This is a genomic window from Oceanobacillus sp. FSL W7-1281 (genome assembly GCF_037969835.1).
GTDB classification, from domain to species: domain Bacteria; phylum Bacillota; class Bacilli; order Bacillales; family Amphibacillaceae; genus Oceanobacillus; species Oceanobacillus oncorhynchi.
In genome coordinates this window covers 3,503,668-3,514,956 of record NZ_CP150214.1, presented here as the reverse complement: position 1 = coordinate 3,514,956, position 11,289 = coordinate 3,503,668, and the positions used below count along the sequence as shown (strand labels likewise).

13 protein-coding genes are annotated in these 11,289 nt (G+C 40.5%); 11 read left to right on the top strand and 2 right to left on the bottom strand.

The window, feature by feature from the left end; all coding sequences use genetic code 11:
• Positions 1–177: 177 nt before the first annotated feature.
• From MKX55_RS17345 to MKX55_RS17330, 4 genes are all read left to right on the top strand, one after another.
• A complete protein-coding gene (locus MKX55_RS17345; RefSeq protein WP_339233688.1) occupies positions 178–969 on the top strand; it encodes a sirohydrochlorin chelatase in 792 nt (263 codons plus the stop codon).
• Positions 887–1,375 carry an NAD(P)-dependent oxidoreductase gene (locus MKX55_RS17340; protein ID WP_084612863.1) on the top strand — a complete coding sequence of 163 codons (489 nt, stop codon included), beginning with the start codon at positions 887–889 and terminating at the stop codon, positions 1,373–1,375. Before MKX55_RS17345 ends, MKX55_RS17340 begins: the two co-directional genes overlap by 83 nt.
• Complete coding sequence (locus MKX55_RS17335) at positions 1,372–2,184, top strand: formate/nitrite transporter family protein (RefSeq protein ID WP_332094372.1); 813 nt, start codon at positions 1,372–1,374, stop codon at positions 2,182–2,184. Before MKX55_RS17340 ends, MKX55_RS17335 begins: the two co-directional genes overlap by 4 nt.
• Before the next feature lie 151 nt (positions 2,185–2,335).
• Positions 2,336–2,821 carry a DinB family protein gene (locus tag MKX55_RS17330; RefSeq protein ID WP_339233685.1) on the top strand — a complete coding sequence of 162 codons (486 nt, stop codon included), beginning with the start codon at positions 2,336–2,338 and terminating at the stop codon, positions 2,819–2,821.
• A gap of 169 nt (positions 2,822–2,990) precedes the next feature.
• Here the strand turns inward: MKX55_RS17330 and MKX55_RS17325 are convergent, their stop codons facing one another.
• Both MKX55_RS17325 and MKX55_RS17320 read right to left on the bottom strand, forming a co-directional pair.
• Complete coding sequence (locus MKX55_RS17325) at positions 2,991–3,539, bottom strand: DUF6155 family protein (RefSeq protein WP_339233682.1); 549 nt, start codon at positions 3,537–3,539, stop codon at positions 2,991–2,993.
• A 20-nt stretch (positions 3,540–3,559) separates the two neighbouring features.
• Positions 3,560–3,922: a hypothetical protein gene (locus MKX55_RS17320; RefSeq protein ID WP_339179130.1), complete on the bottom strand. Its 363-nt coding sequence runs from the start codon at positions 3,920–3,922 to the stop codon at positions 3,560–3,562.
• Positions 3,923–4,268: 346 nt separating this feature from the next.
• Between MKX55_RS17320 and rfbA the strand changes: the two genes are divergently transcribed.
• From rfbA to MKX55_RS17285, 7 genes are all read left to right on the top strand, one after another.
• The gene (rfbA, locus tag MKX55_RS17315) at positions 4,269–5,201 is read left to right on the top strand and encodes a glucose-1-phosphate thymidylyltransferase RfbA (RefSeq protein WP_339233680.1); all 933 of its coding nucleotides are present in this window, start codon (positions 4,269–4,271) and stop codon (positions 5,199–5,201) included.
• Positions 5,194–6,222 carry a dTDP-glucose 4,6-dehydratase gene (gene rfbB / locus MKX55_RS17310; RefSeq protein WP_339233678.1) on the top strand — a complete coding sequence of 343 codons (1,029 nt, stop codon included), beginning with the start codon at positions 5,194–5,196 and terminating at the stop codon, positions 6,220–6,222. The genes rfbA and rfbB overlap by 8 nt, the downstream gene beginning before the upstream one ends.
• On the top strand, positions 6,198–7,184 hold the full coding sequence (locus MKX55_RS17305) for a glycosyltransferase family 2 protein (RefSeq protein ID WP_339233676.1): 987 nt from the start codon (positions 6,198–6,200) through the stop codon (positions 7,182–7,184). Before rfbB ends, MKX55_RS17305 begins: the two co-directional genes overlap by 25 nt.
• Positions 7,181–7,858, top strand: coding sequence for a GNAT family protein (locus MKX55_RS17300; protein ID WP_339233674.1), 678 nt, complete (start codon positions 7,181–7,183; stop codon positions 7,856–7,858). The genes MKX55_RS17305 and MKX55_RS17300 overlap by 4 nt, the downstream gene beginning before the upstream one ends.
• Positions 7,859–7,945: 87 nt before the next feature.
• Complete coding sequence (locus tag MKX55_RS17295) at positions 7,946–8,302, top strand: EamA family transporter (protein ID WP_042530485.1); 357 nt, start codon at positions 7,946–7,948, stop codon at positions 8,300–8,302.
• A gap of 4 nt (positions 8,303–8,306) precedes the next feature.
• The gene (rffA, locus tag MKX55_RS17290; RefSeq protein ID WP_339233672.1) at positions 8,307–9,437 is read left to right on the top strand and encodes a dTDP-4-amino-4,6-dideoxygalactose transaminase; all 1,131 of its coding nucleotides are present in this window, start codon (positions 8,307–8,309) and stop codon (positions 9,435–9,437) included.
• Positions 9,400–11,091 (top strand): DUF6044 family protein, encoded by a 1,692-nt coding sequence (locus MKX55_RS17285; protein ID WP_339233670.1) that lies wholly within the window; start codon positions 9,400–9,402, stop codon positions 11,089–11,091. The genes rffA and MKX55_RS17285 overlap by 38 nt, the downstream gene beginning before the upstream one ends.
• The last annotated feature ends 198 nt before the right edge of the window (positions 11,092–11,289 follow it).

The following is an 11,289-nucleotide window of genomic DNA, read 5'->3' as shown; positions in this document are numbered from 1 at the left end:
AACAATGTATAAAGAATGTAAGGAATAAGCGAAATGATCTTGGCGGGACGTGTAATCGCGGCTGAAAAGCAGGTTGATAAATGTGAGAATATTAGAATACATGATGTAACAAGGATTCTATAAAATTGGAGAAGCGGATACAGCCAAAAATAAATCGAATAAATGGGAGGGATACACATGTTTGATGCAGTGGTTTATATTGGTCATGGAAGCCGTTGTGAAGAAGGAGAAGCTCAGTTTAAGAGATTTATTGAATCTGTGAAGGAGGAGGTTGCTTCTCCAAACCAGGAAATAGCTTTTTTGGAATTAACCGCTCCGACCATTGCAGAGACAATGGAAAAGTTAATTGCTGATGGGGCAAAGCGTTTTTTGATTGTGCCTGTCCTTCTTTTTTCAGCAATTCAACACCAATTGGATATTCCGGAAGAGTTGCGTGCGGTTCAAAGGAAATATCCCTTTATTTCGTTTGAAATCTCGGAGCCGTTTGGAGCGCATCCATATATGGTTGATCTTGTGGTGAAACGTATCGGAGCTGAAAAAAATGAAAAGGATACGGCAATTATGCTGGCCGGCGGCGGGAGCAGTCATCTCAGGCCTATTCAAGAGCTGCAGCAGATTGGAAAGAGCGTTGAGCAGAAATTGGATATTCCAGTGTATACAGCATTCCTGCAGCTGGGGAAACCCAGCCTGGAAGAAACATTGGAATTTCTTCCTTATCGATATAAAAAAGTTTATGTGATGCCATATTTGTTATTTACTGGTCTGCAGCTTGAAAAAATAGAACAGATTGTTTTCTCTTCAAAGGATACTTTTGTTATTTGCCCAAACTTAGAATTTGATGAGCTGATGAAAAAAACGTTAATCAAGCGAATGGAGGAAGCGTGTGATGGAGAAGATGTATCCGGTGATGATGAACCTCGACAGAAAAAGGGTGGCAATTATCGGGGGCGGGGAGACAGCTCTGCGTAAGGCAAAAGAACTGGCAGGAACAGGAGCTAAAATCACCGTAATCAGTCCGGGAATACGGGAGGAGCTATTTAAAATGCATGATGTGGTGTGGAAGCAGAAAAAATTTGAAGCACAAGATATAAAAAATGCACATCTCATTTTTGCGGCAACGGATAATCAAGCAGTCAACGCGTATGTTTGCCGATGTGCGGCAGATAACCAGTGGGTCCATGATACAAGTCAAAATGAGCTATCTAATTTTATTGCTTTAGCAGGACTCAGTCAGGAAAAATTGACAGTGGCACTTTCAACATCTGACGCCGGCCTGGTACTTACCAAAGAGTTGAAAGAGAAGCTGGAAAAACAGGATAGAAGTAGGACTGAGAATGCGATAGAATGGGATGCAAAGAGGAGGAACAAAAAATGATGGAGACCATAACCACTTTCAGTAACACAGCTGTTTCCAAGGTAAAACAATTGAATCATAGTAAAAGCAAATATCTCATCATGACGATGCTGGCAGGATTTTTTGTCGGTCTAGGAATTATTTTAATTTTTACTATCGGCGGGATGCTTGCTCCGACAGAGTTTGCCGGAACATCGATTGTCATGGGTGTTTCCTTTGGGATTGCTTTGAGTCTGGTCATTATGGCTGGGTCTGACTTGTTTACGGGAAATAATATGATAATGACAATTGGCTTTTTAACAAAGAAAACAAGGGTTTTAGATGTCCTGCGGATATGGGTGTTCAGTTATTTTGGCAACTTTGCAGGGTCTATTGTTGTAGCTGGATTATTCTTTTATTCGGGATTGGCTACGGGAGGTACAGCAGATTTCATTATTTCCTCTGCAAGCGCCAAGATGAACGGACCTTTTATGGAGCTGTTTGTTCGCGGGATTCTCTGTAATATTCTGGTCTGTCTGGCCGTCTGGTGCTCTGTTAAATTAAAGGATGAAACAGCAAAGCTCATCATGATTTTCTGGTGTTTATTCGCTTTTATCACATCTGGATTTGAGCATAGTGTGGCCAATATGACCGTGCTGTCAACTGCTTTAATGATCCCGCATCCAGAAACAATTACTTTTGCAGGTCTTGCTGCTAACCTGATTCCGGTATCCCTTGGGAATCTTGTCGGCGGGGCAGTTTTCATTGGTGCAGCGTATTGGTATGGAATAACGGAGAAAAAATCAACTTTGCAGTCAGCTGCGGATAAGAAATATAAGAGGGAAGCATAGATGTTGAATAAAAGGTATGGTGCTCTTTAAGAGATGAGCGTCATGCCTTTTATTTATGTTCTCGGCAGGAGTTCTCTCAATAATGTAGAAATAATATATAACGAGGAAAAAACAACGGATCAGAAAACGATAGAAGAGGGAGGAGAAAATAATGACCAATGAACAGGAAGTCCTGTTTAATCAGCTTTCCGCTTATCGGACAGATGTGCTGATGGCAGTAGAGGGCATCACGGCAGAGCAGGCAGAAATGGTGCCGGCGAATTTTAATAATAATATCCGCTGGAATCTCGGACATATTTATTTAGACCAATTCTTGTGGATAGAGACTTTGACAAAGGAGACCTCCGAAGCAACGAGATATTTTAACCAGTGGTTTGGTTTTGGAACATCACCTAATCACTTTACTTCAGAAACGCCAACCTTTGAAGCGTTAAAGAATTTATTAAGAGAACAGCCCAATGTCATTAGAAAGCAATATCAGCATCGATTAGCAGAGGAATTTGAACCGATTGAAATGGGGATATATACGATCGAGCAGGTTTTAATACGGACGATTTTTCATGAAGGCATGCATTTGCAGGCGATGATGGATATTAGGAAATGTATCGCAAAAGAGAAAGATAGCGTTCAACGATAGGCAGGTAAATGTAATACAAAGAGACGCAGCTTATGTGTACAATCCATAGGCTGCGTCTTTTTCTATCCATCTATAATAATGAAGGGAGGTATGGCAATTAATTCTAATATAAAACCACATTTTATCACGGAGAACCGTCCGTAAAACGCCCGTTGAGTGAAGTTTCGATTTATGAATTTAACCAGTTGATAGAATTGTAGCTATCTGCCAGATTATCGTGGTAGCCCCATCCAATACCGTTGGCGTTTTCTACAATGTTAAATAATCTGGGCTGCAGCTGTTTAAAAAGCTGCTCATCTTTCTCACAAGCAGCAATGACTCGATCATACATGGAATTCATACTATCATAAAATCTCTCGTCAATATCTCCATAGGTATTGGTGAATAAAGTGCCAATTTCAACATAATAAACCATTAATTCGATTGTTTTTCTCTCATCGTTTGTGAGTTTCTTAAAGCGGGATATGGCTTTTTTGGCATGGGATAGCCGCATTTTTCCTAACCCTCTGTCAGGAAAGAATTCATTGTTAATTTCCTGCTGTGCTTTTTCAAATAATGCTTGTATCTCCTCATCCCCGCCGTATTTAACTGATAAATATTCAGCTGCATCACTATTTAGCTTATATAACTCCGTAATTATTTGAATAAGTTCTTTTTCATCACACGTACGCAGGTGCTTTTTTAATTCTGGAATCTTCAGCTGCTTTGTTTTAGTCATGTACAAACTCCTCCCTCTTCTTATTTTGATTGTTTCATATAATGGGTTGAATATAATTTTTCCATATGCGGGTTTCCTGTTTTAGAGAATCGTAATGTCTTTTTTGCTCCTTTTCCCCACGATTGATAGACAGTCGTGGAAGGCTTTAACTGGTTCTCTTTAGCAATTTTTTTAAGGGTTTGAAGCAAATGATTCAATTTCCCCAGATTAAGAGAAATGACTTTTTCCAAATAAGGAATCCGTTTAAAGCGCCAATCCTCAGCTTGTTTCTTTGATAATTTCTCCATTTTCATCAAAACATCGATTGAACTGACATAACCTTTCTCTGTAAGTAACTCAGAGGCATATTTGTATATGTTTTTCTCTAATTGCTGTCTGTTCATTTAAAATCTTCCTTACTTTATCTATTTCTATTCTAGCTATTACTCTAACAGATTTCTGTTTGTAATAGTGCGTTTTAAATTATTCGCATACACATTTTTAGCAAACATAGAGATGGTTTATTATATTAAAAACAGGCACCTGCGATAAAAGTAAATCCGCATCATTTCCTGTTTCTATACAATTGTGGCAATTTCATGGTAAATCTGCAACAGCTTTTCTATTCACGAAATAAATTTGAAACAAGAATGTAAGTTTACAAAACGGTCTTTAAAGGAATAATGTAGATAATAACAAGACCTATGTTTTAAAAACAATAAAAATAAATTTTGATGGAGGGTGTGTATCATGAAAGGAATTATTCTGGCTGGAGGAAGTGGAACACGTCTGTCTCCGAGTACAGATAGTATGAATAAGCACCTGCTGCCTGTTTATGACAAACCGATGATTTATTATCCGTTATCTGTCTTGATGCTGGGTGGTATTAAAGAAGTGATGATTATTAGTACACCAGAAGATATTGCTCGTTTCGAGATATTACTGGGAGACGGATCGGCATTAGGTATTCAAATTGTCTATAAAGAACAGGCTGAACCAAAAGGAATCCCTGAAGCGCTTATTCTTGGTGAAGAATTCACCGGGAAGGATGATGTTACGCTGATTCTAGCGGATAATATCTTCTTCGGGCAAGGGTTTACCACCTTATTGCGGAATGCGATAAAGAACCATCAGCATGCGACTGTATTTGGATATCGGGTTAAAGACCCCGAGCGCTTTGGTGTGGTTGAATTTGATCATCATCAAAAAGCGATTTCGATTGAGGAAAAACCAGATGACCCGAAATCAGACTTTGCAGTTACGGGACTGTATATTTATGATTCCAGAGCGGTGAAAATTGCTAAAAAACTCCAGCCTTCTGAACGTGGAGAATTAGAAATCACCGATTTAAATAAAGAATATTTAAAATGGAATCAGCTTCATGTAGAACTGTTAGGCCGAGGATTTGCGTGGATGGATACCGGTACACAGGAATCGTTATTTGATGCAGCTGAATTTATCAAAACGACCCAGCAGCGCCAAGGGTTTAAGATTGCTTGTCTAGAGGAAATTGCTTTCTATCTGGGATATATATCGAGGGATGTACTATATGAAAAAGGGAAATCGATGGAGAAAACCGATTATGGGCAATATTTAATAGAAATCGCCAATCGCAAGCATAGCCAGCAATATTGGGATACCATTGACCATCACCCGATGTTAGGACTGGTTGAAAATGAGTAGGGCTATCTTAATTACTGGCGGAGCTGGCTTTATCGGCTCCAACTTCATCCACTATTACCAGCAGAAATATCCTGATCAGCAATTGATTAATGTAGATAAGCTAACCTATGCCGGCTCTTTAGCTAATTTAACTGAAGTCGATAATAACGCGAATTATCAGTTTATTCATGGCGATATTGCAGATATGAAAACCGTAGCAGCGATTTTCAAAGAGTATGATATTGAAGGGGTTATTCATTTTGCTGCGGAATCCCATGTAGACCGTTCCATTCATGATGCGAGCCCATTCATCGATACAAATGTCGTTGGTACGCTGAATCTTTTGCAGGCGGCGAGAGCAGATTGGGAGGAAAAAGGAGAGCTTGGTGAGCGCAGATTTCATCACATATCCACGGATGAAATTTATGGCTCATTAGGTGAATCTGGAAAATTTACAGAGGACACGCCCTATGACCCAAGAAATCCATACAGCGCATCGAAAGCTGGAGCGAACTTTTTAGTAAAAAGCTTTGGTCATACGTATGGGATGAATGTGATTATTTCCTCCTGCTCGAATAATTATGGACCAAGACAGCATGATGAGAAGCTTCTGCCTACGATTATCCGGCAGGCTTTGGCAAATGAGCCGATACCGATTTACGGGGATGGGAAGAACATCCGTGACTGGCTATTTGTTGAGGACCACTGCATAGCAATCGATATGATTTATCATCAGGGTAAAACGATGGAAACCTATAATGTCGGCGGAAATAATGAACAGGAAAATATCACCATCACCAATGCCGTTTGTTATTTATTAGACGAGCAAAGACCAGATTTACTGCAAAAGTATCAATTAGCGCATTTTTCTGATTTGATTACCTTTGTGACAGATCGAAAAGGACATGATAAGAGGTACGCCATTGATGCAAGTAAAATTCAAAGGGAACTAGGCTGGCAGCCGCAAGTTGATTTAGAGGATGGACTGAGAAAAACCGTAGAATGGTATGTAGCAAAATGGAAAACAAACGTACCGATTTGATTTCAGTTGTTGTCCCGGTCTATGGCTGTGAACGCTGCCTTGTCGAGCTCGCAGAACGCATTATTCAAACTATCCAGTCCATTCCAGCAGATTATGAAATCATTATGGTAAATGATGCGAGCCCGGACCATGCCTGGGAAACAATGCTTAAGCTTCATCAGAAAGATAAAAAAATAAAAGGAATTAATTTGTCCCGTAATTTTGGACAGCATCATGCTATCACGGCAGGACTTGATTTTACATCAGGAGATTGGGTAGTCGTGATGGATTGTGATCTGCAGGATCGCCCGGAAGAAATTGCTTCGCTGTACGAACGGGCCCAGGATGGCTATGATGTTGTCTTTGCGCAGCGTGCACAAAGACAGGATAAGAGTGTAAAAAAACTTACGTCGAAAGCTTTTTATAAAGTCTATGATTATTTTACGGGAAAAAAGACGGACGCATCGATAGCCAATTTCAGCATTTCCCGAAAAAAAGTAGTGGAAAGCTTTCGTAAGCTGCGCGAGCAAAATCGTTATTTCCCTTTCTTTATTCAATGGATGGGATATCAGCAAACAAAAATAGAAGTACAGCATGATGCCAGAAAAGAAGGAAAGTCCTCCTATCAATTGAAAAAATTATTTGCTTTAGCAACAGATGCGATTGTTTCCCAATCGAATAAACCGCTCCGGCTTTCGATTGGTGTAGGTTTTCTGATGGCATTCGCTTCGTTTATCTATGCGCTATATTTATTTTTCCGCTATTTCTTTTTGGATGAGCCTGTTCAAGGCTGGACCAGTGTGATGGTGTCCATCTTTTTTATTGGCGGTTTACTATTCTTTCAGCTTGGAATTATTGGTCTCTACCTTGGGAAAATTTTCAACGAAGCGAAGAACCGCCCAATTTATTTAATTAAGGACATAAAAGGGGAAATCAAAAAAAATGAAACGTTAGAAGTGAAACAGGGAGGAAGAGGAAAATGAGTGAATATTTAAAGCCGACGCCTTGGGACAGCCGGAATTTCCCGCTTGATACCTTTCAATTAACCGAATATAGTGAAGCTGCGCTGCAGGCTGCAGCAGATGTCGAGGGGCATTTTACCGTTAAAGTAGACCCACTGGCTGATAAGGCATTGCTTCACAAATATGGTTTTTATTATGCAGATACATTAATGGAGCCCTATTGTTACCGCAATAAATTTTTAGAAGAAGAAGCTGGAGATGTTACCTTCCATGAAAATTATGAAGCAGATGATATTTTAACGATTGCCGAAGAAGCTTTTCAAGGCGGCAGGTATCACCGTGATTTTCATGTTCCGAATGAAATGGCCGATCTCCGCTACCGAAATTGGGTAAAGGACTTGATTGACCAGAAGCTGATTCTTGCTTATAAGCAGGATGGCCGTGTGAAAGGATTCTTTGCTTATCAGGAAGAAAATGTCTTGCTGTTAGCAATGCATAAGGACATTCGCGGCCAGGGGTTTGCTAAACCTTTTACAGCTGCATGTGTCAAGGAGCAATTTGAACGTACTGGCAGGGAGCAGCTGGTTACATCAATTTCACCCAGCAATCCGGCGTCATTAAATGTTTTCATCGGCTTAGGATTCCGGTTACGGGCGGGGAAGGATATTTATCATAAGGTGAACGGTTCCTTCTAAATAAAGGTTGTTCACACTATTAAACACATATCCATTTATTTCGTATCGCGGTTGAAGTACACAAAGGAACGTCAGGGGGAGAGAGGTTTGGGTTATTTTTATATTGCTGGAACCGTTTTGTTTACCGTTTATGGACAATTAATTATTAAGTGGACAATGGATAGGCAAGGGGAATTGCCGGATGGGCTCTTTGATAAATTTCTATTTTTATTTCAGCTTGTCTGGAACCCTTGGATACTTTCCGGTTTTATTGCTGCATTCTTAGCGGCATTAAGCTGGATGGCTGCGATGACTAAATTTGATATCAGCTATGCCTATCCATTTATGAGTCTTTCTTTTATTCTTGTTTTTATATTCTCGGTTTTTTTATTTGGAGAACCAATCAGTACACAGAAAATCATCGGCTTTGCTTTTGTAGTAGCAGGTATTCTGATAATGAGGTGATACCATGATACCATTCAATGTACCATGTTATATAGGAAAAGAAGATACAGCAATCAAAGATGCCATCGCAGGAAAGAAATTATCAGGAAACGGCCCATACGGGAAAAAGTGTATGCAATGGATGGAAGAAAATATGGGCGTGAAAAAAGTCATGCTTACCCCATCCTGCACAGCGGCACTGGAAATGACTGCGCTGCTCACAGAGGCTGGAGAAGGAGATGAAGTCATTATGCCTTCATACACCTTTGTTTCGACAGCAAACGCATTTGCCCTCCGAGGCGCGAACATTGTCTTTGCAGATGTCGAACCAAGGACAATGAATGTCGACCCGGAACAAATTGCAGCGGCAATTACCGAAAAGACAAAAGTCATCGTGGTCGTTCATTACGCCGGCGTATCCTGTGATATGGACCGGATTATGGAGCTTGCAGAGAAACATAACCTATGGGTGGTCGAAGATGCTGCACAAGGATTAATGAGTTTTTATAAAGGAAGAGCATTGGGAACGATTGGCCACATGGGAACGATCAGCTTTCATGAAACAAAAAATTATGTTTGCGGGGAGGGAGGGGCATTATATATTAATGATCCTTCTCTCGTTGAGCGTGCGGAGATGATTCAAGAGAAAGGGACGGACCGTTCGCAGTTTATCCGTGGAGAAGTGGATAAATATTCTTGGAGAGACATTGGTTCCTCGTATCTGCTCAGCGAGCTGAATGCAGCTTATCTGTCTGTACAGCTGGAGCATGCGAAGGAAATAAATGATAATCGTCTCGGAACCTGGCAAATGTATAAAGAAGGATTGGCTGATCTTGCAGATGCAGGAAAGATAGAGCTTCCTTATATTCCAGAAGATAGAGCCTTCAATGGACACATATTTTTTATTAAAACAAGAAATATAGAAGTGCGGAGTCAATTGATCCGTCATTTAAAGCAGCTTGGCATTATGACAGCAACGCACTATGTCCCGCTGCATTCATCTGTCGCAGGAAAAGCATGCGGCGTCTTCTCTGGAGAAGACAGATATACAACGATAGAAAGTGAACGTTTGATACGATTACCACTTTACTATGGAATAAGTAAAGGGGATGTAGCATATGTCATTCAAAGCATTCAGCAATTTTATGCACAATAAATGGATATGGGTGGGCTGCCTTGTTTTGCTTGCCTACTTATCTCCTTATGTGATTTATGGAGAAGATGTACATATTAGAGTCCATGACAACATGGACTCTAATATTGTCTGGTATAAAGTACTTGCAGAGAGCGGGTCTATTTTCACGTTAACAGACGTGCCGCTGCCGTATGCGATTGACGGATTGCCGAGAAGTGCATTGCCGTCTGCTTTTGATGCGGCGCTTTGGCTCTATGTACTATTTGAACCAATCACAGCCTATACCATCAGTCAGACTATTATGCGCTTTGCAGCGTTTTTTGGCATGTATTTATTATTAACGCGTTTTATTGTGAAAAAAGAGACAACACCTTGGATAACGGTAGGCGTTTCGCTTGCTTTTGCAATGCTTCCCTACTGGCCGTCGGGGGTTCTTTCTATAGCAGGAATGCCGCTGGCTCTGTATGTCTTTTTAATGATCCGCAAATATCGGACAGAGGCACCCAAGCATACATGGATACTGCTGTGCCTGATTCCGTTTTTCGCTAATTTTGTCCTCAGCTTTGTTTTCTTTTTAGCCGTTATTGGCTTGCTGTGGCTGATTGACTGGATTCGCAATAAAAAATGGAATGGTGCTTTTTTTGCTGCCATTGCCATCATGGCAGGTATCTTTGTGATGAAGGATTATTTATTGATTACCTCCATGTTTTTCGATGACAGCTTTACTTCTCACCGGGAGGAGCTGGAGTTAAGCGGGAATACCTTTGAACGAAGCTATGAATTAGCATGGGAGAATTTTTTATATGGGCACACCCATGACGAGGCCGTACAGGCTTATATTATTATTCCGGTTATTTTAATAGCTATCTTGCTTGCCTTATTTAAAAACAGGCAGCCGAAATGGCTCTTCACCCTGTTTTTGATTAATTTAGCCCTCTCCTTCTGGTACGCTTTCTGGTATTGGGAAGGCTGGCAGCCATTAAAAGAGAGCATTTCCGTTTTGAATACATTTAATTTTGCACGGATTCATTTTATGGATCCGCCAATCTGGTATATTGCCTTTGCACTAGCTTTACTTGTTTTGTGGCAGCTGAAAAAAGTCGGGAAGGTTCTTGTTGCCGTCCTGATTATCTGGCAGAGTATACTGCTTTTCGGGCAGGCAGAAGAGTTTAAGTACCGGGAAGTAAACACACCGACTTTTAAAGAGTTTTATTCAGAGGACCTGTTTACATCGATTCAAGATTATATTGGAGAAGATCCGAGTGATTACCGCGTGGTCAGCATCGGATTACATCCGACCATCGCTCAATTTAATGGCTTCTACACGTTGGATACGTATAACAATAGCTTCCCGCTGGATTATAAGCATCGTTTTCGCGAAGTAATTGCCGGAGAGCTGGATAAGAGTCCGACATTAGAACACTATTTTGATACATGGGGTGGAAGGCTGTACATGTATGTAGCCGAGCATGGAAAGGATTATATGTATACTAAAAACAAAAATGAACCGATTCAGGACTTGGCTATTGATACTGACGCGCTGAAGGATCTGGGAGGGGATTACATCCTGTCTGCTGTCCCGATTGAAAATGCGGAAGATATCGGATTATCGCTGGAGGAAACATTTGAAGACCAGGATTCACCTTGGGAAATCCATTTATATTCTTTATTGTAATTAGAATGTAATATTACACCCATAAGCATTCGTATGACAGGCTTTAAGGTGAAAACCAGCTTCCTGCGATACAAAACTGTAATATTTCTATAACCTTTCTGCAATCTGTAGATGTTACACTTCATTAGGAATTTATATAGTGTTAAATTTATCCTATGATTCACAAAGCTGCATAATAGCAAAAGGATTAATGTCCTT

What these genes read in the sequence shown, in the direction of transcription:
- MKX55_RS17305 (WP_339233676.1), top strand. Translation starts at nt 6,198, where the DNA reads ATGGAAAACAAACGTACCGATTTGATTTCAGTTGTTGTCCCGGTCTAT.
- rfbA (WP_339233680.1), top strand. Translation starts at nt 4,269, where the DNA reads ATGAAAGGAATTATTCTGGCTGGAGGAAGTGGAACACGTCTGTCTCCG.
- MKX55_RS17340 (WP_084612863.1), top strand. Translation starts at nt 887, where the DNA reads ATGGAGAAGATGTATCCGGTGATGATGAACCTCGACAGAAAAAGGGTG.
- MKX55_RS17335 (WP_332094372.1), top strand. Translation starts at nt 1,372, where the DNA reads ATGATGGAGACCATAACCACTTTCAGTAACACAGCTGTTTCCAAGGTA.
- MKX55_RS17330 (WP_339233685.1), top strand. Translation starts at nt 2,336, where the DNA reads ATGACCAATGAACAGGAAGTCCTGTTTAATCAGCTTTCCGCTTATCGG.
- MKX55_RS17285 (WP_339233670.1), top strand. Translation starts at nt 9,400, where the DNA reads ATGTCATTCAAAGCATTCAGCAATTTTATGCACAATAAATGGATATGG.
- MKX55_RS17345 (WP_339233688.1), top strand. Translation starts at nt 178, where the DNA reads ATGTTTGATGCAGTGGTTTATATTGGTCATGGAAGCCGTTGTGAAGAA.
- rfbB (WP_339233678.1), top strand. Translation starts at nt 5,194, where the DNA reads ATGAGTAGGGCTATCTTAATTACTGGCGGAGCTGGCTTTATCGGCTCC.
- MKX55_RS17320 (WP_339179130.1), bottom strand. Translation starts at nt 3,922, where the DNA reads ATGAACAGACAGCAATTAGAGAAAAACATATACAAATATGCCTCTGAG.
- rffA (WP_339233672.1), top strand. Translation starts at nt 8,307, where the DNA reads ATGATACCATTCAATGTACCATGTTATATAGGAAAAGAAGATACAGCA.
- MKX55_RS17300 (WP_339233674.1), top strand. Translation starts at nt 7,181, where the DNA reads ATGAGTGAATATTTAAAGCCGACGCCTTGGGACAGCCGGAATTTCCCG.
- MKX55_RS17325 (WP_339233682.1), bottom strand. Translation starts at nt 3,539, where the DNA reads ATGACTAAAACAAAGCAGCTGAAGATTCCAGAATTAAAAAAGCACCTG.